Here is a 23305-nt window from a genome sequence, read left to right on the forward strand (position 1 = left end):
CGGGGTTCGATGCGAGGTGGACTTACCATGGTCCAGAGGACCGAGTGGGTCTGCTGGAAACGGGCTGATGATGGCCCTTGATGGCACGCGGGGCTTGGGTGGGTTGCCAGGCGTCGCTCAGGATCACCTTGACGGCAGTGTTGCCACCGCCATGAGCGAAGATCACATCCTCAATAAACACCGCATGGGAAAGCCGAAGATCTTCGATCGCACGAAATCTCATCAGGGCTCGTCTTCAGCCCCCTCTTGGACGGTCACAATCATATAATTTTGAGCGCCATAAAAAAATAAAAGTATGCCTGAAAGTACCGACGCGATCAGCGGTGCGAATATTGAGTGATCGCCAAGCAAAGCGTAAGGAATTGCTAGCGTTGTTATGGTTATTGACGCGGCCACCCATCGACATATTCCGAAACCGAAGAACAGGAGGTAGAGAAGGATGAAAGGATTCCTGTTTCCTGAAAAATACTCGTGTGCTGCTGCGCGACCTTCCTCAAGCCCATGGAAACTATGCAGCTCTTGCATAACAGGATCAGAAAGGCTGATTCCTCTCCCGTGCTCCTTGATATGCTCTTCTTGAAGCTCAATAAATAGAGCCCTCTTGGCATTTCTGCGGGCATCCTGGGCTGCATTATCAGGAGCGGCGATATGGAACCATACCGAAACGAGAACCAGCACTATAGAGAGAGTCAGCCTGGAGAGCTTCAGGGCTGTGGTATATTGAGAATATGTCATCTTATATTCGCATCTTTCGTGTGGCTAAGGCCCTTCGCTGCGTCGAGTTTAGAGCGCGGGATCCATAAATATTCCATAAAATAATGGATATTTAAATATGTAAAAATAAATATTATCTTCTATGCCAAAATTATAAAAATAATAGATGATGCGAATGTGGCAAATAAAAAAAATGTTATGCCAAAAAAGTACTTGCGCCCCTTGTTTAGGTAGTCTTGATCGCCAAGCTTGCTGTATATAAATTCGTAGCCTATGACGTGCTTTGTATGGTAGTAGTTTGCCCCTACAAGCAACAAGTACGTTGATACTCCCGCGATTGCGAGGGCTTGGTCGCCGAAAACCAAACGCCCTTCTGGGATGAAATTTGAAGACAGTAAAGTGATAAATGATATGAAAGCAAACGAAAGAAATGAAAACATCCATATCGCATCGCCTATATACCCGCGCCACTTTTCTTCAGGAGCATTTGCGCCACGAATAAGCTGATAGCAGCACCATACAAATGCTCCTTGGTATATTAGTGCTGGTTTTGTATTCATTAATCCTCTCAGCATTTTCTTGTCGCCATACATAGCATGCATAGCATGTCTGCGGGAAAAGTTGTTCGGCTGCTTATAAAATCTCCGAGCATATACGATCCCATTCCTGTCAAGATGATTGGTGCGCCAAATGTTGATGTGGCCGCAGTTACAGTCACGCCCATGCCACACGAAGCGGGGTCAGGTCTCACATTTCACGGTGCTATGCGTGAGATGTGAGACCTGACCCCGCATTGCGGGCGGCGGTTGTTGCGGCCCAGTTGTGGGGGGTAGCGGAAGACGTATCGCTAAGCCTGGCTGCGATGACGTTGCTCCCTGCAGCGGTACCAAATACTACGTCCTCAATGAGAACATCCAGACGCGGGCGGCGTGGGATGTTCCGGAAATGAGAGCTGTGAGGGTCACAATGAAAGTGAATGGAGCTTTTCTGCTTATGATACCCTCGGGCCATGGTTTGATGATTCCGATTTAATAGTTCCAGTGTATGCACGTTTTTACTCACAATCTATAAGGTAATCTGGTATGAATTCTATTTCGGTAGGGTCGAGAGTTGATGAGGTTACCACCGCAGGTCTGGGGTGATATCGAGCATAAGTTGCCAAGTCCATCTCCATGCCGGAATGCTCACCGTCCAGCACGCGAACAATGATTCTCAAGTAGTAGGGAACCCAAATCGGTTCGTAGGTCGTGACCTTCGTTATCTCGACCCGAGAGCCTTTCTCAAGGGTTCCGACACGCCAGTCACGCCCATTTTTTATACTCTCTCTCATGGCGAAGCTGGGCTCGCCTCCTTCTGGAAATGAAATCCTCTCCGATTGGAAGACCGTAGCCCTCTTGGCCTGATAGATCTCAAAATTCGTGGCCAGAGCCAGGCATCTTCCAAGCAGGCCCCCGTCGACATCGTTGGGGTAGTAGCCAAAGGAGTGGCAGCCCTGAAGTGCGAGTAGCAGCATTGTTGACGCCAGTAACGCGCTTTTTCGGACGTGCCTGGTTAGCTCGGTTTTAACGATCATGATTTCTCCAGTCATGACTTTTAAATGGGTTTCAACCGGTGTAACCAGCATCACTTATGTTTGGCCGGAGAAGGCGTTAGCTCAAGGCCCACCACTGGGCCGAAGCGATACTGAGAGCCTGTTGCGCCGCTAGCAAGTAGCTGATGATATTATTCCTTGCCGCATAAGGACATTCGCTCTGGCAGCCCCAAGGCTGTGCCCTTCAAGATGCCCGCTGAACCCAGAGTTCTTCGCGACCTGCATAGAAACTGCATCAAGCAGGCCTTGCGCGGTGAGGAGTGTATCATTGAGATCCCAAAAGCTACCAATGATAGACTTGGCCCGCATTGTGGGCCGGGCTGTTCCGCCTTCCACCAGCTTACGCGAGATGCCTGACTCGAAATTCGGCTACATTAACCATGTGGTTTCGATCCTTGTTAGGTCTGGTAGCTGGAGGCGGCCCTATATTCTCTCTACTTCATCCGGTGTCGGCGGGTTTTCCGGATGACTTGAATGAGGTGACTTAATGATGTTAAAGGTAATTTTGGGTGAACTCAAAAATGTGGCTGCTTATGGATGAGGAGCGATATAAAATTGATGAGGAGGGGGTCGAAGTTTATTTGATTTATAATGGGATTCTGCTGGTTGTTCTGTGGGCTATATACTCTTCAATTATGAATCATGATTATCAGGTTGCCACGGGTACCATCGAGAGCGCCTATTGTGGGGATCAAGTTGCCACGCGCACCCGCATTTTCCATTTTACTGTAAATGGTGAGGCATATGAGAAAAACCTTGGGCGGAAGTTATGTGAAAGGTTAGGACCTGACGTCATTGGGCTTCATGCGCGTGTAAAGTATCGCGAGGATAGGGAGAGGCTGGTATTTGGCGTTGATGTTGGTGACGGAACTCCGGGGCCTCTTACCCTCAGGGGTCAAGCGTTTAATTCCATATATATGCTTGCCTTTATGGGATTATTTATGAATATTTTAATTTCTATAAAAATAAGGAAAAAGAGATCTAAATCATAATAATTAACCAGATTGATCGGATTTTTGGGCTTTAAAGCCAAGGGCCCTTCCTCTTGAGCAACGATGATGAAGCTTCTATTCTCGATGCCATTCTGGATTTACTTCTGGAATAGCTGGCTTCAGCTGTTCGGGGCTGGCCTTGATGCGTGGTTATTTCAGATTATTCCATGTGCTGTATAGTGTGCGCTACGAATGGCCACATAAGTCAGTAGAATTCTTTGAGGTTGCATATGTCCGCTACGCAAAAGGCAATGCTGTTCGTGTCTGTTAATGCGATAATTATTATTTTGATGTCAACGATTTATCTTCGTATAGTCAATTATGACTATGAAGAAATGACCGGCATAGCTTCTAATGCGCACTGCTCCGAACCCATAGGCAGAGGAACGAGGATCCTGCATTTTCATGTCGGCGAGGCAGTATTCAGTAGAGCTATGGGGGGTAAGCTATGTGAAAAGATGGAATCTGAAATGGTTGGCCGACGGGTTTTGGTGAAGTATCGGAAAGAAAGAGATGAGTATGCGTATCATGTAGAGTATGAAGGGGGCGGGCCGAAGCAGGCCACGCTTCATCAGATGGCGTTCACATCCAATGCTCTTGTGGTTGCATTAGCCCTAGCCATTAACATGGTGATGCTCGTAAAGATGTTTGCCAAACGAATCGATAAGGCACAGGTCAAGAAAGTATCCAGTGATTCACACGGGAAGGCATAGGCGGGCGAGCAAAGATGAGGCAGGTTTCGCAGATGAGAGTTAATTGCGTGAAATTTGAGGCCTGACCCCAAAAAGTGGGTGGCCCCCAAAATTATGCAAGCGGCTTTGGGATGATTCGCGGGATCAATTGTGGGCTGAGGGAGTGATGGCTATGCTGGATATGGAGGGGATGAAGGCGAGTAGTAAGTTTCTCGTTTTCTTGTCCTATAACCTTGCCTTATTTGTTGTTGTTTCAATGTTATATCTTCGCATCATTAGCTATAACTACGAAAAAGTCATCGGTGTGGCCAGCGAAGCATATTGCGCTGAATCTATCGGCAGGCGAACTGAGATCCTTTATTTCTATATAGACGGGGAAAGATTCAGGAGGGCTCTGGGGACTGCTATATGCTATAAAGCTGAGTCAGAGATAGTCGGTCGAGAAGTTTCTGTAAAATTCAGAAGAGACAGAGAGAACTACGCGTACCATATAGACTATGGGGCAGGGTCACCATGGCAGGCAACCCTTCGTGAGTGGGCCTTTTCTTCCATTTTCCTCATGGCTGCGGTAGGCCTTTTTATGAATGTGGTGTTGCTGAGAAAGATGTATGCAACGGCGATCGATAGGGCGCTCGGCAAGGAGGGGCATCATGATTCGAGCGCGAGAAAAAAGGACACCCTCCCCGGAGAATAAGGAACCTCAAAGTGGAGTTCTTTCGTAACTTAAGATGAAGCAGCCTCTGCATCAGGCTGTCATGCTGAAGCGAAGCGGGATCAGGTCTCACATTTCACGTATGCCGCCGTGAAATGTGAGACCTGACCCCGCATTGCGTTGCCGCTCTCGCCCTAAAGGGCGGTCTTGGCAGGGCATTACCCTGGCTGCAAGCCATAGACTTACCCGTAATGCCCCGAGGTGGGTGCGACCCCGCGTCCGCCGGGTGTTGCAGGGCTGTGTGCCGATGATAATATAACTGACTGATATTAATGGATATTTTCATTTATGTGACAAGAAAGTTCACAGCACCATGACGGTTATCTTACAATTCGCGCGCAGCCCCGGAGTGACGCACAGTTGCCGTGTGTGCGCCTGGCAACGTCGGCGAAACAGAAGGCCTGATTGATGAATTACTCGCTTTTCGATTTCCTGCAGCTGATCGGCTCCCTGGGCATCTTCATCTTCGGGATGAAAATCTTCAGTGAGGGGCTGCAGAATGTCGCCGGCGACCGGCTGAAGGGCATTCTCAGTGGCATGACCCGCAACCGGGCCACCGGGGTCGTGACCGGCTTCGCTACCACCGCCATTACCCAGTCCTCGACCACCACCACGGTGATGACGGTCAGCTTCGTCAACGCCGGGCTGCTGACCTTCGTGCAGTCCACCGGGGTGATCATGGGGGCCAATATCGGCACCACTATCACCGCCTGGATGGTGGCGCTGTTCGGCTTCAAGTTCCAGATCACGCCCATCGCGCTGGCCGTGATCGGCCTGTTCTTCGCGTTCCTGTTCTCCAGCAACAGCCGCTGGCGCAATATCGCCGAGGCGATGGTGGGCTTCGGTATCCTGTTTATCGGCCTGGAGTTCATCAAGGGCTCGGTGCCGGATATCCACAGCAACCCGGCGATGCTGGCCTTCCTGGACAGCTTTTCCGACTACGGCTACCTGTCGCTGATCCTGTTCGTGTTCGTTGGCACCATCCTGACGCTGCTGACCCAGTCCTCCTCGGCGGCCACCACCATCACGCTGGTCATGCTGTTCGAGGGCTGGATATCCTTCCCCATCGCCGCCGCCATGATTCTGGGGGAGAACATCGGTACCACGGTGACCGCCAATATTGCTGCCATGGTGGGGAACGTGCATGCCAAGCGGGCGGCACGCTTCCATTTCTTCTTCAATATCATCGGCGTGATCTGGATGATGGCCATCATCTATCCCGTGCTGCACCTGATGGACCATATTCTCCAGCTGAGCACCGGCAGCACGGTATCGATCATGGGGGGCGAGGTGGAGTCGCGCTCCAATGCCACCCTGGCCCTGTCGCTGTTCCATACCACCTTCAATGTGCTCAATGTGGTCTTGCTGTTTGCCGCCGTGCCGTATCTGGTGCGCTTTGTGGAGTACATTCAGCCCGACCGGGGCGGCGAGCAGGACGACTTCCATCTGCGCTACATCAGTGCGGGGGTCATGGTGTCTCCGGCGCTGGCCCTGGAGCAGGCGCAGAAGGAAACCCAGCAGTTCGCGGCGCTGGTGGAGACCATGCATGACGCGGTCAACGAGTTGCTGTTCAACCCGGAGACGGACAGCATTCGGGCCATCGAGAAGATCCACAAGTACGAGCAGATGACCGACCAGCTGGAGATCGAGATCTCCGATTACCTGGTGCGGCTCAGCGAGCGGACGCATCTGGAGCACCAGACCACCGAGCGTATCCGGTTCATCCAGACCATGATCAACGATCTGGAGCGTATTGCAGACATTTACTACCAGATCGCCAAGCTGACCGAGCGCATGAAGGAATCCGGCTCTGGCTGGCCGGAAGAGGCCAGCGAGGAGATGCGACAGATGATGGCGGCACTGCGCGACGGGATCCAGTTCATGAACGCCAATGTGGCCAGGCTGCCGAGTGCGGTGGACCTGAAGCGGGCCATCGTTCTGGAGGACAAGGTCGATCAGCTGCGTGACCAGTTCCGCGACAATCACTTCACGCGGCTGGAGAAGGGCGCCTATGCGCCGCGCGCCGGGGTGATCTTTATCGATATCCTGAACCGGCTTGAGCGTATCGGGGATCATGTCCTGAACGTGAACGAGTCTGCCTCCGGCCGTCGTCTGAAAGCCATGCGCATCATTGGTGGTAAATTGCCGGTCTGATGGTGACCGGGGTCGGCATTGGCCGTCATGGCGCTTGACGGCGGCGGCGTGACGCCGGACGCTAGGCAGATTAAACCGCCGATCTGCAAGGGGAATCTGCTTGTCTGCCAAGGCTGCCTCGCCCGGCCCCCACGCCGGGCTGGAAATAGACGTGCGCTGGGTCATGCGCGAGCTCCTCGACGAGGGGCGGGTCTCCCGTGAAGACTTCAATGTCATCTCCACCACTCCGCGCGAGAAGAAAGAGCTCGGCTGGCACCCGTTGCAGGTGGTGGCCAAGCACCGGCTGCGCGACGCCTCGGCGGAAGACGGCAAGGGCGTGCTGCTGGATATCGACTGGCTGACCCGCTGGCTGGCGGAGAAGGCCAGCCTGCCGGTCTATCACATCGACCCGATGAAGGCCGACGTGGACCAGATCACGACCCTGATGTCCTACGCCTTTGCCGAGCGTCACGGCATTCTGGCGGTGGAGGTCAGTCGTGAGCAGGTGACGGTGGCCTGTGATCAGCCCTTCCGCCGCAGTTGGGAAGAGCACCTGTCTCAGGTGCTGCGTGATCGCGCGCTCAAGGTGGTCATGGCCAGCCCGGAGCAGATTCGTCGCTATCGGCTGGAGTTCTATAACCTGAGCCGCTCCATGGCCGGCGCGAAGGACCGGGGCGGCCAGAACATGGGCAATGTCACCAACTTCGAGCAGTTGCTCGAGGTGGGGCAGGGCACGCCGGACGCCGACGATACCCATGTCGCCAATATCGTCGACTGGATTCTGCAATATGCCTTCTCCCAGCGCGCCAGCGATATCCACCTGGAGCCGCGCCGGGATACCGGGCGCATGCGTTTCCGCATTGACGGCGTGCTGCATGACGTCTACGAGATGCCTGCTGCAATCCTGGCGGCGGTCACCAGCCGCCTGAAGATCCTGACGCGCCTGAATGTGGCCGAGAAGCGCAAGCCTCAGGACGGCCGCCTGAAGACCAAGACCCCCGAGGGTGACGAGGTGGAGCTGCGGATTTCCACGATGCCCACCGCCTTCGGGGAAAAGATGGTGATGCGGATCTTCGATCCGGATGTGCTGGTGCGCACCTTCGACCAGCTGGGGTTCTCGAAGGAGGACTACGCCGTCTGGCAGAAGATGACCAGCAACAACAACGGCATCGTGTTTGTCACTGGCCCCACCGGCTCGGGCAAGACCACCACGCTCTATTCCACCCTCAAGCAGCTGTCCACCCCCGAGGTGAACGTCTGCACCATCGAAGACCCGATCGAGATGGTGGAACCCAGCTTCAACCAGATGCAGGTGCAGACCGCCATTGATGTGGGCTTTGCCCAGGGGGTCAAGGCGCTGCTGCGGCAAGACCCGGACATCATCATGATCGGCGAGATTCGTGACCTGCCGACGGCGGATATGGCCATTCAGGCGGCGCTGACGGGGCACCTGGTGCTGTCGACCCTGCACACCAACGATGCGCCCAGCTCGGTGACCCGACTGATCGACCTGGGGGTGCCGCCGTACCTGATTACCGCTACGGTCGCCGGGGTCATGGCGCAGCGTCTGGTGCGCACGCTTTGTCCGCACTGCAAGACGGCGGTGCCCACGGATCCGGCGGCCTGGGAAGAGCTGACCCGGCCCTTCCGCATCAAGATGCCGGAGCAGGTATACCGCCCGGTCGGCTGTCTGGAGTGCCGGGGTACCGGTTATCTCGGCCGTATGGGGGTCTACGAGACGTTGCCGATGAGCACGGCCCTGAAAGGGGTGATCAGTCGCGGCGGCGATCTGGAGGCCATCACGCGCGCGGCCCTCAAGGACGGCATGAAGCCGCTGCGCATCAGCGGCGCCCAGAAGGTGGCCCGCGGCCTGACCACGGTGGAAGAGGTGCTCCGGGTGACGCCACAACAGGATGTGTTGCTGAGCTGAGCGTCTGCGCGGACAATAGCGCCACATGACGATAACTCCCGATTTCTCATCCCTGCCCGGCTTCCTGGCCGAGGCCCTTGAATCCCAGTGGCAACGCTATGTCGAGGCCGGTGGCGATCTGCCGTCGGCCCTTCAGGCATCGCTGTCGACCGTCTGGGCCGGCTCCGATTACGTCGCTGAGCGCATGGTGCGCACGCCGTCGCTGGCGGACTGGCTGGTGCAGCCGGGGCGGCTTGATGCGCCGCTGGCAGCCGCCGCGCTACGTGAAGAGGTGGACGTTGCCCTTGGCGACGCCGACGACGAAGCGGCGTTGCAGGCTGCCTTGCGTGCGCTGCGCCACCGGCACATGACGCGCATCATCTGGCGTGACCTGAACGGCCAGGGCGACTACCACAGCACGGTGGCCGACCTGTCGTTGCTGGCGGACACGCTGATCGACGCCGCTCTGAAGCGCCTGTATCAACGCGCTTGCGAGAAAGAGGGGACGCCGCTGGGGCCTGACGGCAAGCCGGTGCAGCTGGTTGTCTTTGCCATGGGCAAGCTGGGCGCGCGCGAACTCAATTTATCGTCGGACATCGATCTGATCTTTGCCTACGAGCACGAGGGCGAGATCGCCGACCATCGTCGTGGCATGACCCACCATCAGTTCTTCGTGCGCCTGGGGCAGCAACTGATCCGCGCGCTGGATCAGGCCACCGCAGATGGCTTCGTGTTTCGTGTCGATATGCGATTGCGCCCCTGGGGCGGTGCGGGCGCCCTGGCGGTGGGCTTTGATGCCATGGAGGGGTATTACGAGGAGCAGGGGCGCGAGTGGGAGCGCTATGCGCTGATCAAGATTCGTGCGGTGGCGGGTGATGTGCGTGCCGGCGAGCGCATGATCGAGCGCCTGCGGCCGTTCGTGTACCGCCGTTATATCGACTACGGCGCCTTTGCCTCGCTGCGCGAGATGAAGGCCCTGATCGAGCGGGAGGTCCGCCGCAAGGGTATCCAGTCGGACGTCAAGCTTGGCCCGGGCGGCATTCGTGAGGTGGAGTTCATTGTCCAGGCGTTCCAGCTGATCCGGGGTGGCCAGTTGCCGGGCCTGCGTCAGTCGAACCTGCTCAAGGTGCTGCCGCAGCTGGTGGAGCAGGGGCTGTTGCCGGGCGAGGTGGCTGACGAGTTGCGCGAGGCCTACGTGTTCTTGCGCAACGTGGAGCACCGCCTGCAAGCGGTGGCAGATCGCCAGACTCAGCGGTTGCCGGAGAATGAGGACGGCTGGGTGCGCCTGGCCCGATCCCTGGGCTTCCGCGACCGACGCAGCTGCGAGCGCACGCTGGCGCGCTACCGGGAACAGGTGCGCTATCACTTCAGCCAGGTGATCGCAGACCCGGAAAGCGAACAGCAGGATGTGGAAGGCGCCGACCGGGAGCTGCTGGATTTGTGGCTGGGCCTGCTCGACGACGACGCGGCCGGGGAGATGCTTGCCGGCATCGGTATCGGTGAGCCGGCCCCCGTGCTGGAGCAGCTCAAGGCGTTCCGTGAAGGGCGTGCCGTGGCGAACATGCAGACGATCGCCCGCGAGCGGCTCGACCGCCTGATGCCGCGCCTGCTGGAAACCCTGGGCTATCAGCAGGTGGGGCCGGTGACCTGCGAACGGGTGCTGGCTTTCCTGGAGGCCGTACTGCGCCGTTCCGCCTATATCGCCCTGCTGGTGGAAAACCCCCATGCCCTGACGCAGCTGGTGAAGTTGTCGGGTGCCAGCCCCTGGATTGCCGAGCAACTGACCCGGCACCCGGTGCTGCTGGATGAGTTACTGGACGTGCGCACCCTGTATTCGCCGCCGCAGCGCAGCGAGCTGGATGACGAACTGCGCCAGCAGCTGCTGCGCGTGGCCGAGGACGATCTGGAGCAACAGATGGAAGTGCTGCGTCACTTCAAGCAGGCGCACCTGTTGCGGGTGGCGGCCTCGGAAGTGACTGAAGTGCTGCCCCTGATGAAGGTCAGCGATTACCTGACCTGGCTGGCCGAGGCGATCCTGCATCAGGTGGTGTTGCTGGCCTGGAAGCCGCTGGTGGCCCGCCATGGTCGGCCGCACCGGGAGGACGGGCAGCCCTGTTCGCCGGACTTCGTCATCGTCGGCTACGGCAAGCTGGGCGGTATCGAACTGGGGCACAACTCTGATCTGGACCTGGTGTTCCTGCATGACGCGGACAGCGCGGGCAATACTGACGGCGACAAGCCGGTCAGCAACGAGCAGTTCTTTGCCCGGCTGGGCCAGCGGATTATCCATATCCTGACCACCCGGACCATGAGCGGTCAGCTCTATGAGGTGGACAGCCGCCTGCGTCCCTCGGGCTCGGCCGGCCTGCTGGTCAGCTCCATGCGGGCGTTCGAGAAATACCAGCAGGGCCAGGCCTGGACCTGGGAACATCAGGCTCTGGTGCGGGCGAGGGTGGTGGCCGGGTGCGCCCGGGCTCGGGAGCGCTTTAACGCCATCCGCCAAGCCGTGCTTTGCCAGCCCCGCGAGGTCGAGGCCCTGCGCACCGATGTGCTGGCCATGCGCGAGAAGATGGTGACCCATCTGGGCAGCGGCCAGCGCAGCGAGCGCTTCCATATCAAGCAGGACCCGGGTGGTATCGTCGATATCGAATTTATGGTGCAATATGGCGTTCTGCGATGGGCTGCACAGCACAGTGACCTGACCCGGTACACCGATAATGTGCGGCTGCTTGAAACCCTTGCGGTGCTGGAGCTGATGTCGGCCCATGATGCCGGCCTTCTACGGGAGGCGTACCTCGCCTTCCGGTCTGCTGCTCATCGACTGGCCCTGCGCAATGAACCCTCCGAGGTAGACCCGGCTGAATTCGCCGACCTGCGGGACGGCGTGCGGGCGATCTGGGGCAAATGGTTTGCAATCTGAATTCAACTGATTTTCGGGAGTGAAGTTGCCATGTCGATGGCTGAGCGTGACGGTTTTATCTGGCTTGATGGCGAACTGGTGCCCTGGCGCGATGCGCGGGTGCATGTGCTGACCCACACCCTGCACTACGGCATGGGCGTGTTCGAGGGTGTGCGCGCCTATGAAACCGCACGGGGGCCGGCGATCTTCCGCCTGCAGGAGCACACCGACCGGCTGTTCCGCTCGGCGCATATCCTGCAAATGAAAATCCCGTTCACGAAAGAGCAGGTCAACGCCGCCCAGATCGAAGCCGTGCGCGCCAATGGCCTGCCGCACGCGTACCTGCGGCCGATGGCGTTTTACGGCAGCGAAGGCATGGGTCTGCGCGCCGCCAACCTGAAGGTGCACCTGATGGTGGCCGGCTGGGAATGGCCTGCCTACATGTCGCCCGACGCGCTGCAAGTCGGGATCAAGGTGCGCACCAGCTCCTACACGCGCCACCACGTCAACATCACCATGTGCAAGGCCAAGGCCAACGGCAACTACATGAACTCCATGCTGGCGCTGAACGAAGCGCTGTCCGGCGGCGCCGATGAAGCGCTGCTGCTGGATAACGAAGGCTATGTGGCCGAAGGCAGCGGCGAGAACATCTTCCTGGTGCGTGACGGGGTGCTGTATACGCCAGAACTGACCTCCTGTCTGGACGGCATCACTCGCCGTACCATCTTCACGCTGGCGGCAGACTGTGGTTATGAGGTGCGCGAGAAGCGGATTACCCGCGACGAGGTATATGTGGCGGACGAAGCCTTCTTCACCGGCACGGCCGCAGAAGTCACGCCCATCCGCGAACTGGACGGGCGCCTGATTGGCGAAGGGCGGCGTGGGCCGATCACTGAGCAGTTGCAGGCGCTGTACTTCGATACGGTGCAGGGCAAGGCTGAGCAGTATGGTGATTGGTTGACTTATATCAATTAAGACAAGTCGCCAGTCTGCTTGACTACCGCGTAAATGGAATCAGTGAAACAAGGCGCTTCTACTCTTTTCATGATGAATGCCATGAGGGAGCAGGGGCGCCGAGGTATAAAGATGTCTGCCCCGGTCCCTGTCTCGTGTATGCGTGGAGCGCGCCTTCATGAAAACCTATGTCATCAGTCTTGCTGATTCTCTGGAACGGAGAAGGGCCGCTGCGGAGCAGTTGTCGCAGGCCGGCGTGAATTTCGAGTTTTTCGATGCGCTTCGCTGCGATATTCGCCAGTTGGTGTATTTTTCCCGCTACGATGAACGAGAGTATGTGCTGAACTGTGGTAGGCCGGCCGCTATGGGAGAAGTCGGTTGTTATGCCAGCCATAAAATGCTCTGGCAGCGCTGCGTTGATGATGATGAGCCGGTCATGATCATGGAGGACGATTTTCTACTGGCAGATCATTTCCATGAAGCGGCTTGTCATGCGGAACGGCTTGTGCACGAATATGGGTATATCCGGCTTCAGACGGAACGCCGTGCGACGCGAAGGCTGGTCCGGCATGACGGGCAGTTCAGTCTGGTTCGTTATTCGAAAGTCCCACATAGTGCAATGTGTTATGTCATTTCTCCGTCGGTTGCCGCACGGCTGCTCCGCAGGGCGGATGTTCTCGATGCGCCACTGGATGTGATGGTCAAGAAGAACTGGGAGCATGGCTGCCAGATATACGGCCTGATGCCCTATTCTGTGAGCGAGCATTGTCTTAGCAAGGACACCACTATCCCCGGGCGGGCTCGCTACAAGAAGCCTGTCCTGGTGTCGTTGAGGCGCGCCATCAGGAAGCTGGTATGGTTGGCTCGACAAAGACAGTTCGGCCGGCTCATGCCGGGGGATTAGTCTCAGGAATCAAGGTGTTCTCATGCTGGCGGCGTGCCTTCTTATGCGCCATAGCCAAAGCTTCCGACGAAACAGTCTTTTGATGTTTCCGAATGACGAGAACAGCGATGTTATTGTTTTTGCCAGGGAGGGTTTTGTATGAGGGAAGCCGGCCTCCTGTGAGTAGCTTATGTAATGGCTGGTGAAAGGGTGAAAACAGATATCGGCCCAGGGCTTGTGCCCGCCGATAAAATGAACAATCTTTGGTGTCAGCCTGGCCTCCAGCAGTGCATCAGGCGGAAACTTCTTTAGCTGCTCGCGTTGCCTGTAGATGCCGCTCTGATGATTCCAGGCCAGCGGTAGCCTTTTCCATCTCCCGCCTATCACGCCATTTAATACGCATTGGTCATGATACCGAATTTTTTCCGGGTGAGTGCGAATGAATTCCCTGGCCGCTGCGGGGATTCCTTCGCTCCGCCATGCGTCAAGGTCCACGAGCAGAACGCCGGAATTGAAATAATCAGCCTGGTCAAGGCCGGACTGGACGTATGCGTTTCGCGAGATATTTTCAACCGCGCCAAGAGGGAGGCCATCAAGGCTGATATCCCATAGCTCACTGATGTCGCCGAGGACGATAGTGTCGCAGTCCAGATATATGGCTTTCTTGATAGAGGTGTCCAGAAGGTGCGGCAGCGAGATTCGAAGGTATGCAGCAGTACTGATATGTTTGCTGATTAACGCATCGGCATAGATGCTTGTGTCAGCGTCAAGAAAAGAAAATCTGACGCCAAGACCAGACAGCTTGGTATCCATCTGCCTTTTTGTCTCTTCGGTAATGCCGCCATCTATGCAAAAAAGGCGAAGCCTGTGAGGGGAGGCCGTATTCATGATCAGCGAGTAGAAAGCGACGGTCAGATACTGCGCATAATGCTGGTCACTGGCGCCGACAACCACGATATCATGATCGGGGCATGCAGGTAGGGCGGCTGAATATTGCTCCTGGATGGCCAATGGAACGACTCCCGGATGAAGCTCTGAAATGCTTGATCAGATGTTTATGTCAGATGTGCGTTGTGTGAAGGATGATATAGCGGAGGCCCGGGAAAGTACACTCGGGCCTTGAGCATGTCGGGTAATGTTGCTCGAGCTCCCGCGCCATGGCGCTGACTATGCCTTGCCGGACCTGTGTGACATACTTCGCAATACTGAATTCGGCAGGTAAGGCACTGGAACGTGAGCCATAAGCACAGACATTCGTTATCAGTTTGCATTATAACCATGAACGAGGCTGACCGCGTGCGGCGTTGTCTCGAGTCGGTGGCGGATCTGGCTGATGAGATCATTGTTTATGATAGCGGCAGCAACGACGAGACGACAGATATTGCACGGGAGTACACCGATAAGGTGCGGGTGACCGACTGGCCCGGTTTTGGTGCCCAGAAGCAGCGTGCTCTTGATGAGGCCAGGATGGACTGGGTGTTGTCCATTGATGCAGATGAAGCGCTGGATGAGCAGGCTCAGCAGGCGCTGAAAGACTTGTTGTCGCAGGACCATATCGAAGAAGTCGCATTCCGTATTCAGTGGGCAGTGATTCGCCATGGCAAGCGGCTCAAACATGGTCGCAGTGCGCGCGCTCCCCTGCGTCTTTATCGGCGCGAAGGGGCGCGTTTCACGCCCGTTGCGGTGCACGAGACCATCGAGCACCCGCCAGGGAAGGTGGGGCGTCTTCCCGGTTATCTGCTTCACTATACTGCCCGTGATTACGGCCATGCTTTGGCCAAGAACGCCAAGTACGCCTGGTTGGGCAGTCAGAAGTACTTCGACAAGGGCAAGCGCAATCGCAGTCTGCTGGTGGTGTGCCTCCGTGCGCTATGGACCTTCTTCCAGATCTATATCCTGCGTGGCGGATTCCTGGATGGCCGCATTGGCTTTATCGTGGCCATGAACTATATGCAGGGCAACTTTAACAAGCATGCGGGCCTGTGGATCCTGAGTCAGGAGGAGAAAGCCCGCAAGCGTGAGTCATTGAAGAAATAAGCTGTCTATGTAAAAGATTGCTATTTCTGCAGCTCTGGACGTGCTGCGGCGCTTCCTGCTTTCTATGCTGTTGGCTTTGATGGTCCGGGCAGGGCCTGATCAGACAGCAGACGAGAAAGGAGGCGCATGATTTCCAGCAAGGATATTACGGTCGTGGTTCAGGGGCCGGTGCACGCGTTTGCCGGTCGGCCACAAGAGGAGGGCATCACCCAACGTTGCCTTGCTTCCGTTCGGCGCTTCCTGCCCGAGGCGCGCCTGGTGCTCTCCACCTGGGAGGGGCAGGAGCTGGAGGGGCTGGACCACGATGAGCTGGTGCTGAGCCCGGATCCGGGCGGCAATATCGTCTCCTACAAGCGGGACGGGACGCCCCGTCGACTCAATCACAATCGTCAAATCGTATCCACTATGGCCGGGCTGAGGCGCGTTACGACGCCTTATGCAATGAAGTTGCGCAGTGACAATGCGTTGTCAGGGTGTGGGTTTTTTGATCTTCAGCAGCGCTACAGGCGCCGTGGCGCCGATCTGAGGTGGTTCGGTGAGAGGGTAGTCCTGACCAATACCTTTACCCGCAAATATGCGAAGGGTTGTCGCGTCCTTTTTCATGCCAGTGATTTTTTCGCGTTTGGCCGCACAGAAGATGTGCTGGAGCTATGGGATCTGCCTCTTTTTCAGGACCTCGAGCCGGACGCATCCTTCCTGTCGATGTCCCAGCCTTACTATCCGGGCGCGCCAGAGTTCGAACGAGACGCCACACAGGACATATTCCTGAGGTTTGTAAACAAGCATATGTCTGCTTCCCTGGAACATCTGCTGGATAATGACGAGCGTCGCATGCGTGAATGGGAGCAGCTTCTGGCAAATAATTTTGTGGTGGCTGAACCGGAAAGAATAGGCTTGCATCTGGGAGCCAAGTTTCTGCAGAAAGTGCGTATCGCAAAGCGAACGGGTCGTGCAGGGTTTTACACCTATCCAGAGTGGCAATATCTGTATCAGCGTTACTGTGATCCGGAATTCCGGGTAGCAGAAGATATTTCTGACAAGTTGAAGCGTCTGTTGCCACGTATTTATGGCGTATGGCTCAAGCGACTGAATGCATCGTTTTCGTTGCGAAAGCGCAAGTTGGCCTACAGGAATGCGCGGAATGTTTATGCCGGGCGCTGAGCAGTTCACTATCGATAATGCAGAGATATCGTTTGTGGTGCACGGGCCGGTCCAGGGCACACCGGACCGGCCGCAGGACGAGGGTATTACGTCAAAAAGCATCCAGAGCCTCCGTCAGCATTTTCCCGGCTCGCCAGTAATCTGCTCCACCTGGAAGGGGCAGCCAGTGGAGGGGCTCGGCGCTGATGTAACCATACTGTCTGACGATCCAGGTCCGACGATCAGTGGTTATGATCGGCGCAATGAGCCCATTATTCGCAATCTGGACAGGCAGGCCTGTTCCGTACGAAACGGTTTGGCGGCGGTGAGCACTCGGTACGCCGTCAAGCTGCGGAGCGACAACATCCTGAATTCATCCAGTATTGTCAGGGTGTATGAAAGGTACAGTTGCCCGGATCGGCGCCGTCAGGAGTATGCGCTGCTCCAGCAGCGCGTGCTGATTACCAACTACTGGGCATCGGAATACTCGCGTGGTCTGAGAGTGCCCTTCTTTTTCTGTGATTTCATCCAGTTCGGCCTCACCGAGGACCTGATGCGTATCTGGGATCTGGAGCCCTTTGATGATTATCAATGGGATGCTTCATTGTCCGGGCGGCGCCAGCATGCACGGTACCCCTGGCCCCAGCGATGTGTCGAGCAGATCATCTACTCTCGCCTGGCGCGCCGCGCAGATCTGTGTGATGAGCTCGTTCACAAGTATGACCAGGGGCGTCGCGATCGTTGCAATCAGGCCGTGTCGGATGCGGTGCTGACGGGTAATTTCATTGTTGCAGATCCTGACATGATTTCTCTGTATGTGCCTGAGAGATTGAGGCCCAAGGATAATTACAAGTACTACACCTTCAAGCGCTGGCAGCAGTTGTTCGCGCGCCATCATGAGGGGTTTGCTTATGACAGGGGTTTCGCAGCAAGGCGGTTCCTGGTGCGAGTGGTGGCCTGGCTCAAGACCGGTATGAAAACCAGATTGCGCCTGATGTCCCGCTCGATGAGGTGGAAAGCCCGAACGCGCAGGGGTTGCAGCCAGGCCATGAAGCAGAATCTGCATTGAGGGGAATTTATCGCCAGGTCAGTAGTCGCATGGTTACGCAGTAGTGTTCAGGGCAGGAGAGCCATGAAAAGGTTGGTGATTGATGTGGATGACACCATATGCCGCACCAGGCGGGGCGATTATGACCGCTCCACGCCGCGGGAGTCTGTGCTGAAAGCCCTGAGAGAATACAAGTCGATGGGTTTCCAGATCATCCTCAATACCAGCCGCAACATGCGCACTTATGAAGGCAATATAGGCAAGATCAATGCCAATACATTGCCGCGACTCATCCGTTGGCTCGAGTTACATGAAGTGCCATATGACGAGATACATGTTGGCAAGCCCTGGTGTGGACATGAGGGATTTTATGTCGATGACAAGGCTGTCAGGCCTTCCGAGTTTGCCAGCATGACCTACGAGGAGATTATTGGCCTTCTGGAGAAGGAGAAATGATTGTCCTGACGTCTGCGGCCTATATCGGTCATGAATTCAGGGCTGAATTTGGCGCCATACCGCCATGTATGCTGCCCATAGGGAATCGGCGTCTTTACGAGCATCAGTTGGCGGAGCTTGAAACAGTATTTCCCGGAGAGTCCTGTTTCGTCTCATTGCCGGAGAGCTTTCCGTTGCCTGACGTGGATGCCAGGCGTCTTTCCGAAGCCTCGGCGGAAGTCGTGCGTGTTCCGGATGATCTCAGTCTTGCCGAGGCGGTCCTGTATGTCATCAACAGTGTCGGACGTTACGACGAGACGTTGCGGATTCTCCACGGTGACACCCTGATCAATGATATCCCTCACGGCTCCGACGTGCTGGCGGTGTCGGCGACGCAGGATGATTACAACTGGGAGGTTGAGTCGATCGGCGATCAGGATGAAACGGTCTGGAGTGGCTTTTTTTCATTCTCCGATGTACGCCTGCTGGCAAAGGCCCTGACCTTGTCGCGCTGCCATTTTGGTCAGGCGGTCAGAGCCTACGATCAGCAGCTGGCCATGACGCGGGTGCCGGTGGAGCACTGGCTGGATCTTGGTCATGTCAATACCTATTACGCTTCGCGTGCCCGCATGACCACAGAGCGTGCGTTCAACGACCTGCATATTGATAATGGCAAGGTATGGAAGTCGGGCAGCGATGAGCTGAAGATAAAATCCGAGGTGTACTGGTATGCGCATGTTCCTCCTTCGATAAAGCGTTACTGCCCGCAGGTGCTCGAGTGTGGCGAGTTTGAGGGGCGACCGTTTTACTCGCTGGAGTATCTGTACTTGCCGCCGCTTAACGAGCTTTATGTGCACGGCAGAAATCCGTTGTTCTTCTGGGAGAATATATTCAATCGCGTAGATCGCTTTGTTGAAGCCTGTGCATCCGAAAGTGCTGGAGGAACGGCCGAGGCGGAGGGTCAGAGTGCAGAGTGCCTGTATGTCTCGAAGACCTGGCGGCGTCTGGAGCGTTTCTCTGCTCAGCGACGTTTCGATCTGGATCACGCATTGGTATGCAATGGTAAAGCGGTGCCCTCGCTCACGGAGTTGGCAGCGCTGTGTATTGATCGTGTGCAGAGTGCGCCCCCGATCCCCGGCGTGATGCACGGCGATCTATGCTTCAGCAATATTCTTTTTGATGGTCGTGCAGGCGATATCAAAGTGATTGACCCCCGGGGCGTCAACCCGGACGGTGACATGACGATTTACGGAGATGTTCGCTATGACCTGGCGAAACTGTCCCATTCGGTGCTGGGTCTTTATGACTTCATAGTTGCTGACGCGATGCAATTTGATTCTGATGGCATCTACGACTTCGAGCTGCATATCCGCATTGAAGAGCGTGTGCGCGAGGTTCAGAACGCTTTTGCCCGGCGGCAGTTTCTGGGTACTCGTGTGCGCACGGCGGATCTTTACCCGCACATGATTCTTCTGTTTCTGTCGATGCTGCCGTTGCATGCCGATAACGTGCGGCGTCAGATGGCTTTTGTCGCTAATGCGGCGCGCTTGTATCTGGACATGGAGGCAGCCACATGATCGTCATTCCCATGGTTGGGCAGAGCAGCCGGTTCTTCAGGTCGGGCTACAGGAAACCGAAGTACCAGTTGCAGCTCGACAATACTTCAGTTTTCGAGCATGCAGTGTCCTCTTTCTCGCGCTATTTTTCTGACGATACGTTCAGGTTCCTGGTGCGTAAGGACTATGGCGCAGCGGGCTTCGTCGCCGATGCGTTGCACAGGCTGGGGGTGCGGCATGCGGAAGTCCTGGAGTTTGACCAGGATACGCGTGGGCAGGCCGAGACGGTGTCATGCGGCTTGAGAGATGTGCCGGGTAATGAACCGCTTTATATCTTCAATATCGATACTTTCAGGCCTGGCTTTGTGAAGCCGGATATGGCGAGCGCCTGTGATGGTTATCTTGAAGTGTTCCGCGGTGAGGGTGAGCATTGGTCATTTGTGCTGCCGGGCGAGGGGGGGAGGGTATTGCGAACAACGGAGAAAGAGCGCATCTCGGATCTGTGCAGTGATGGGCTCTACTATTTCCGGAGCAAGGCAGATTTTGATGCGGTATTTGAGGAGGCCCTGCGGGAAGACGATACCGTTCGGGGAGAGTTCTATATCGCACCACTGTACAACCGGCTGATTCGCGATGGAAAAGATGTTCGCTATCATCTGATTGATCGCGATGAGGTTATCTTTTGCGGCACGCCCGCTGAGTATGAGGCGCTGTTGGCCTCGCCCGGTTCCGGGGCGGCGGTGTCAGGTCAGGGCTTCCAGTAGCCCAGCTTTTTCCTTTCTTTAAGGTTGCGTACCAGGTTGATCGGCTTCCGGCGTTGAGGGGGGCGCTCAAGCGCCCGGTCGACGGCGGTCAGCACGCGCTGGCTGGCCAGGCCGTCCCGGTAGGGGTGCAGCTGGGTGATATAGTCGTCTATGGCGCTCATGAGCGTGTCGGGTTGTGCCAGGGCGGTGTCGACCGCATTGGCCAATTGGTCTGCGTCCCTGATGTTCAGCAGGTGTTCGCGGGAGCCCTGGCTCTGATTGCGGAAGGTGACCACCGGCTTGCGCTGTATCAGGAACATCAGCATCACTGAAGACGTGTCGCAAACCATGACGTCAGCCCGGCGGAGCAGTGGCAGCACATTGTCGGTTTCGATGTAAGTCAGATTGTCATCTGTCAGGGCCTTGTAGGCGTCGATCATCGCCGGATCCATCTTCGGATGGAACTGGACCAGCCATTGCCAGCGTCCGGTATCGCGTAGCTGGCGCACGGCCTCCAGCAGATGCGGGGCGCAGCTCAGGCTGCGGGTGAAGGTGGAGCACAGCAGGATCGTCGGGCGCCCGTCAGGCGTCGGCAGCGGCGTGCTGTCGGGGTGCGTATCGGCCTCCGGGTTGAACAAGGGGTCCAGCGCAGGCCAGCCGGTCTCGGCCACCCGGAAGTAGCCGTATCTCGCGGCACGCTCCTCGAAGCCCGCCGTGGTGTTCGGCCCCTGGGTGCAATACAGGTCGAAGCAGCCACGGATATTGAAGTGCCCCCGATCGTCGCTGCGGGTCGCCTTGGCGACATTGAAGCCATGGAATACGGCCACTTTCAGGCCGGGGATAAAGCCAGGCACCATGTTGCCCGGCACCAGTACGGCCTCGGGCGCCCAGGCCCGCACGGCGTCGATGTCCGTCAGTCGCTGTTCATCCGGTTGCAGCCAGCCCGTATTGATCTCGTCGCCCGCCAGGAACCAGCGGGCTTCGCCGCCGCGTGCGCGGATCGCGGTCTGCAGGGGCCGCAGAATCGCGTAAGCGTAGTTCTGCTCGGCATACAGAAGAAAGCGCTGGGCCTCGGGCATCGGATAACACTTCCATGGCAAATGGGCTACAATCTGTTCTGGCTGGCCATGATAGCCGCCACTTGCCTGCCGCGTCATGTCCAGGGAACAGTGCATGAAAGTTTTGTGCGTCACGGACCGGGCCGACCGCCCGGAAACCGAACTTTTTATCCGGCTCGCTCGCCGTGTCGACCACCTGGTGGTGATGTGCAACACCTCGGGGCGCAACTATCCGCTTCTGGAGGCGGCTGGCGTGCAGGTGATCCCCCTGGCGGTCAAGAGCCGCTTCGACCGTGAGGCCACGCAGCTGATCGGTGAAGAGATCAAGCGCGGGGATTACGATATCGTCCAGGCGTTCAATTCCCGGGCCCTGCCGTGTGTACTGCGGGCAGCGCGCCGCCATCGCGCAAAGCTGCTGGGTTACCGAGGTGTCACCACGGGGGTTAGCTACCTCAAACCGGAATCCTGGCACACCTATCTGAGCCCGAGGCTCGACGGTATTTTCTGTGTGGCCGAGGCGGTGCGCCAGTCGCTGCTGGCGGTGTCGTTTCTCTGGTGGCGTTTCCCCGCCCACAAGGCGCATACCGTTTATAAGGGGCATGACCGGTCCTGGTATGACGTGCCCGCAGTTTCTCCAACCGAGTTCGGCGTGCCGGAAGGCGGTCGGACCCTGTGCTGCCTGAGCCGCAATAGTGCGAAAAAGGGTGTCACCGCGCTGCTGGATGCCTTCGACCGACTGCCGTCGGAGCTGAACTGTCACCTGCTGCTGGTGGGGCGTATCGACGGCAATGAGGAAGTGCGGGAGCGTATCCGCCAGTGCGCCCATCCTGACCGGGTTCATTTTGCCGGCTATCGCGATGACGCGGTGGCGATCATTCGTGGCAGCGATGTGCTCGTATCAGCCTCCGAGAGCGGCGAGGGTCTGCCGCGGGTGGTGATCGAGGCCATGTGTGTCGATACACCGGTGGTCGCCACGGCAGCAGGCGGTACCGATGAGCTGGTGCTGGATGGCGAAACCGGGTTGCTGGTGGCGCAGCGTGATCCCGACGCGCTGGCCTCGGCCATAGCGCGTACCTTGAGGGACACCGCCGCGACGGCGCAGCGAGTTGCCAGCGCCCGACAGAGAATAGATGATGTATTTCATGCTGATCAGACGGTTGAAAATACACTGAACTGGTATCGGCAATTGCTGGCCGAATGACGAGAGCCACTATGTCACAGGAAACCTTCAAGCCCGCTGAAAGTTTTCAGGCGGCGCTGGATCGACACCATGCCACCTTTGCTCGCATGCGTGATTATCTGCCGCAGGCAGAGCAGCTGCTGGTGCTGACCCGCGAATGTCTGGCCTCGGGCGGCAAGGTACTGTGGCTGGGTAATGGTGGCAGCGCGGCGGACTGTCAGCACCTGGCGGCGGAGTTCATGGTGCGTTACAAGCGCGAGCGGGGGCCGTTGTCATCCATTGCATTGACCACGGACACCTCTATTCTGACTGCGCATCCGAATGATTATGCCTTCGAGACGGTGTTCGAGCGCCAGGTGCGTGGTTTGGCGCGTCCCGGTGATCTGGTGATTGGTTTGACCACATCCGGGCAAAGCGAGAACGTGAATCTGGCGCTGGCGGCGGCCAATGACGTCGGCGCCACCAGCGTGGCGCTGACCGGACGCGATGGTGGCAAGGTCAAGGATATCGCCCGGCTGTCGATCATCATTGCCTGTGACGAGACGGCGCGTATTCAGGAGGCGCACATGTTCATCGGTCACTGGCTTTGCGAAGCGCTGGATGCGGCGCTGGCGCAGGAGGCCTGACCG

At 57.1% G+C, this 23305-nt stretch carries 21 protein-coding genes; 16 read left to right on the plus strand and 5 right to left on the minus strand.

From position 1 onward, the window contains the following. Nucleotides 1-222 precede the first annotated feature (222 nt). From DKW65_RS15780 to DKW65_RS01455, 3 genes are all read right to left on the minus strand, one after another. Nucleotides 223-735 carry a hypothetical protein gene (locus DKW65_RS15780; protein WP_162925641.1) on the minus strand — a complete coding sequence of 171 codons (513 nt, stop codon included), beginning with the start codon at nucleotides 733-735 and terminating at the stop codon, nucleotides 223-225. Nucleotides 736-854: 119 nt separating this feature from the next. After that, the gene (locus DKW65_RS15785) at nucleotides 855-1316 is read right to left on the minus strand and encodes a hypothetical protein (RefSeq protein ID WP_162925642.1); all 462 of its coding nucleotides are present in this window, start codon (nucleotides 1314-1316) and stop codon (nucleotides 855-857) included. 452 nt (nucleotides 1317-1768) lie between these two features. Beyond that, complete coding sequence (locus tag DKW65_RS01455) at nucleotides 1769-2287, minus strand: hypothetical protein (RefSeq protein ID WP_111655584.1); 519 nt, start codon at nucleotides 2285-2287, stop codon at nucleotides 1769-1771. A gap of 551 nt (nucleotides 2288-2838) precedes the next feature. Here DKW65_RS01455 and DKW65_RS01460 point away from each other — a divergent pair. The 8 genes from DKW65_RS01460 to DKW65_RS01495 all read left to right on the plus strand — a co-directional run bounded on the left by DKW65_RS01460 (nucleotide 2839) and on the right by DKW65_RS01495 (nucleotide 13500). Further along, on the plus strand, nucleotides 2839-3297 hold the full coding sequence (locus DKW65_RS01460) for a hypothetical protein (protein ID WP_162925643.1): 459 nt from the start codon (nucleotides 2839-2841) through the stop codon (nucleotides 3295-3297). A gap of 230 nt (nucleotides 3298-3527) precedes the next feature. After that, the gene (locus DKW65_RS01465; RefSeq protein ID WP_111655586.1) at nucleotides 3528-4010 is read left to right on the plus strand and encodes a hypothetical protein; all 483 of its coding nucleotides are present in this window, start codon (nucleotides 3528-3530) and stop codon (nucleotides 4008-4010) included. A 151-nt stretch (nucleotides 4011-4161) separates the two neighbouring features. Further along, complete coding sequence (locus tag DKW65_RS01470) at nucleotides 4162-4683, plus strand: hypothetical protein (protein ID WP_111655587.1); 522 nt, start codon at nucleotides 4162-4164, stop codon at nucleotides 4681-4683. A 426-nt stretch (nucleotides 4684-5109) separates the two neighbouring features. Continuing rightward, nucleotides 5110-6855, plus strand: coding sequence for a Na/Pi cotransporter family protein (locus tag DKW65_RS01475; protein WP_111655588.1), 1746 nt, complete (start codon nucleotides 5110-5112; stop codon nucleotides 6853-6855). A 100-nt stretch (nucleotides 6856-6955) separates the two neighbouring features. Further along, nucleotides 6956-8764, plus strand: coding sequence for a type IV pilus assembly ATPase TfpB (gene tfpB / locus DKW65_RS01480; RefSeq protein WP_484131194.1), 1809 nt, complete (start codon nucleotides 6956-6958; stop codon nucleotides 8762-8764). Nucleotides 8765-8789: 25 nt separating this feature from the next. Further along, nucleotides 8790-11663 carry a bifunctional [glutamate--ammonia ligase]-adenylyl-L-tyrosine phosphorylase/[glutamate--ammonia-ligase] adenylyltransferase gene (glnE, locus tag DKW65_RS01485; RefSeq protein WP_111655589.1) on the plus strand — a complete coding sequence of 958 codons (2874 nt, stop codon included), beginning with the start codon at nucleotides 8790-8792 and terminating at the stop codon, nucleotides 11661-11663. Nucleotides 11664-11693: 30 nt separating this feature from the next. Then, nucleotides 11694-12617 (plus strand): branched-chain amino acid transaminase, encoded by a 924-nt coding sequence (locus tag DKW65_RS01490; protein WP_111655590.1) that lies wholly within the window; start codon nucleotides 11694-11696, stop codon nucleotides 12615-12617. A gap of 157 nt (nucleotides 12618-12774) precedes the next feature. Beyond that, on the plus strand, nucleotides 12775-13500 hold the full coding sequence (locus DKW65_RS01495; protein ID WP_111655591.1) for a glycosyltransferase family 25 protein: 726 nt from the start codon (nucleotides 12775-12777) through the stop codon (nucleotides 13498-13500). Between the two features lie 9 nt (nucleotides 13501-13509). Here DKW65_RS01495 and DKW65_RS01500 read toward each other — a convergent pair whose 3' ends face one another. Further along, the gene (locus tag DKW65_RS01500) at nucleotides 13510-14490 is read right to left on the minus strand and encodes a glycosyltransferase family 8 protein (protein ID WP_162925644.1); all 981 of its coding nucleotides are present in this window, start codon (nucleotides 14488-14490) and stop codon (nucleotides 13510-13512) included. 222 nt (nucleotides 14491-14712) lie between these two features. Here DKW65_RS01500 and DKW65_RS01505 point away from each other — a divergent pair, with 222 nt between their 5' ends. From DKW65_RS01505 to DKW65_RS01530, 6 genes are all read left to right on the plus strand, one after another. Beyond that, entirely contained in the window at nucleotides 14713-15516 is an 804-nt protein-coding gene (locus DKW65_RS01505) for a glycosyltransferase family 2 protein (protein ID WP_281271646.1), read from the plus strand. Nucleotides 15517-15642: 126 nt separating this feature from the next. Further along, on the plus strand, nucleotides 15643-16677 hold the full coding sequence (locus DKW65_RS01510; RefSeq protein WP_111655594.1) for a WavE lipopolysaccharide synthesis family protein: 1035 nt from the start codon (nucleotides 15643-15645) through the stop codon (nucleotides 16675-16677). Then, on the plus strand, nucleotides 16658-17725 hold the full coding sequence (locus DKW65_RS01515) for a WavE lipopolysaccharide synthesis family protein (RefSeq protein WP_162925645.1): 1068 nt from the start codon (nucleotides 16658-16660) through the stop codon (nucleotides 17723-17725). The genes DKW65_RS01510 and DKW65_RS01515 overlap by 20 nt, the downstream gene beginning before the upstream one ends. Nucleotides 17726-17788: 63 nt before the next feature. Further along, nucleotides 17789-18160: an HAD family hydrolase gene (locus DKW65_RS01520; RefSeq protein ID WP_111655596.1), complete on the plus strand. Its 372-nt coding sequence runs from the start codon at nucleotides 17789-17791 to the stop codon at nucleotides 18158-18160. After that, nucleotides 18157-19716, plus strand: coding sequence for a phosphotransferase (locus tag DKW65_RS01525; protein WP_111655597.1), 1560 nt, complete (start codon nucleotides 18157-18159; stop codon nucleotides 19714-19716). Before DKW65_RS01520 ends, DKW65_RS01525 begins: the two co-directional genes overlap by 4 nt. Beyond that, entirely contained in the window at nucleotides 19713-20459 is a 747-nt protein-coding gene (locus DKW65_RS01530; protein WP_111655598.1) for a glycosyltransferase family 2 protein, read from the plus strand. Before DKW65_RS01525 ends, DKW65_RS01530 begins: the two co-directional genes overlap by 4 nt. Here DKW65_RS01530 and DKW65_RS01535 read toward each other — a convergent pair. Then, entirely contained in the window at nucleotides 20444-21517 is a 1074-nt protein-coding gene (locus DKW65_RS01535; protein WP_111655599.1) for a CDP-glycerol glycerophosphotransferase family protein, read from the minus strand. The genes DKW65_RS01530 and DKW65_RS01535 overlap by 16 nt on opposite strands. 94 nt (nucleotides 21518-21611) lie before the next feature. Here DKW65_RS01535 and DKW65_RS01540 point away from each other — a divergent pair, with 94 nt between their 5' ends. Both DKW65_RS01540 and DKW65_RS01545 read left to right on the plus strand, forming a co-directional pair. Further along, nucleotides 21612-22697 (plus strand): glycosyltransferase family 4 protein, encoded by a 1086-nt coding sequence (locus DKW65_RS01540; RefSeq protein WP_162925646.1) that lies wholly within the window; start codon nucleotides 21612-21614, stop codon nucleotides 22695-22697. 11 nt (nucleotides 22698-22708) lie between these two features. After that, entirely contained in the window at nucleotides 22709-23302 is a 594-nt protein-coding gene (locus DKW65_RS01545; protein ID WP_111655601.1) for a D-sedoheptulose-7-phosphate isomerase, read from the plus strand. The last annotated feature ends 3 nt before the right edge of the window (nucleotides 23303-23305 follow it).

Origin of the sequence: Isoalcanivorax indicus (assembly GCF_003259185.1) — a bacterium.
In the GTDB taxonomy this organism is placed as follows: Bacteria; Pseudomonadota; Gammaproteobacteria; order Pseudomonadales; family Alcanivoracaceae; genus Isoalcanivorax; species Isoalcanivorax indicus.

What these genes read in the sequence shown, in the direction of transcription:
- DKW65_RS01520 (WP_111655596.1), top strand. Translation starts at nt 17,789, where the DNA reads ATGAAAAGGTTGGTGATTGATGTGGATGACACCATATGCCGCACCAGG.
- DKW65_RS15785 (WP_162925642.1), bottom strand. Translation starts at nt 1,316, where the DNA reads ATGCATGCTATGTATGGCGACAAGAAAATGCTGAGAGGATTAATGAAT.
- DKW65_RS01460 (WP_162925643.1), top strand. Translation starts at nt 2,839, where the DNA reads ATGGATGAGGAGCGATATAAAATTGATGAGGAGGGGGTCGAAGTTTAT.
- DKW65_RS01535 (WP_111655599.1), bottom strand. Translation starts at nt 21,517, where the DNA reads ATGCCCGAGGCCCAGCGCTTTCTTCTGTATGCCGAGCAGAACTACGCT.
- DKW65_RS01530 (WP_111655598.1), top strand. Translation starts at nt 19,713, where the DNA reads ATGATCGTCATTCCCATGGTTGGGCAGAGCAGCCGGTTCTTCAGGTCG.
- DKW65_RS01465 (WP_111655586.1), top strand. Translation starts at nt 3,528, where the DNA reads ATGTCCGCTACGCAAAAGGCAATGCTGTTCGTGTCTGTTAATGCGATA.
- DKW65_RS01470 (WP_111655587.1), top strand. Translation starts at nt 4,162, where the DNA reads ATGCTGGATATGGAGGGGATGAAGGCGAGTAGTAAGTTTCTCGTTTTC.
- glnE (WP_111655589.1), top strand. Translation starts at nt 8,790, where the DNA reads ATGACGATAACTCCCGATTTCTCATCCCTGCCCGGCTTCCTGGCCGAG.
- DKW65_RS01455 (WP_111655584.1), bottom strand. Translation starts at nt 2,287, where the DNA reads ATGATCGTTAAAACCGAGCTAACCAGGCACGTCCGAAAAAGCGCGTTA.
- DKW65_RS01515 (WP_162925645.1), top strand. Translation starts at nt 16,658, where the DNA reads ATGTTTATGCCGGGCGCTGAGCAGTTCACTATCGATAATGCAGAGATA.
- DKW65_RS15780 (WP_162925641.1), bottom strand. Translation starts at nt 735, where the DNA reads ATGACATATTCTCAATATACCACAGCCCTGAAGCTCTCCAGGCTGACT.
- DKW65_RS01525 (WP_111655597.1), top strand. Translation starts at nt 18,157, where the DNA reads ATGATTGTCCTGACGTCTGCGGCCTATATCGGTCATGAATTCAGGGCT.
- DKW65_RS01540 (WP_162925646.1), top strand. Translation starts at nt 21,612, where the DNA reads ATGAAAGTTTTGTGCGTCACGGACCGGGCCGACCGCCCGGAAACCGAA.
- DKW65_RS01490 (WP_111655590.1), top strand. Translation starts at nt 11,694, where the DNA reads ATGTCGATGGCTGAGCGTGACGGTTTTATCTGGCTTGATGGCGAACTG.
- DKW65_RS01510 (WP_111655594.1), top strand. Translation starts at nt 15,643, where the DNA reads ATGATTTCCAGCAAGGATATTACGGTCGTGGTTCAGGGGCCGGTGCAC.
- DKW65_RS01495 (WP_111655591.1), top strand. Translation starts at nt 12,775, where the DNA reads ATGAAAACCTATGTCATCAGTCTTGCTGATTCTCTGGAACGGAGAAGG.
- DKW65_RS01475 (WP_111655588.1), top strand. Translation starts at nt 5,110, where the DNA reads ATGAATTACTCGCTTTTCGATTTCCTGCAGCTGATCGGCTCCCTGGGC.
- DKW65_RS01545 (WP_111655601.1), top strand. Translation starts at nt 22,709, where the DNA reads ATGTCACAGGAAACCTTCAAGCCCGCTGAAAGTTTTCAGGCGGCGCTG.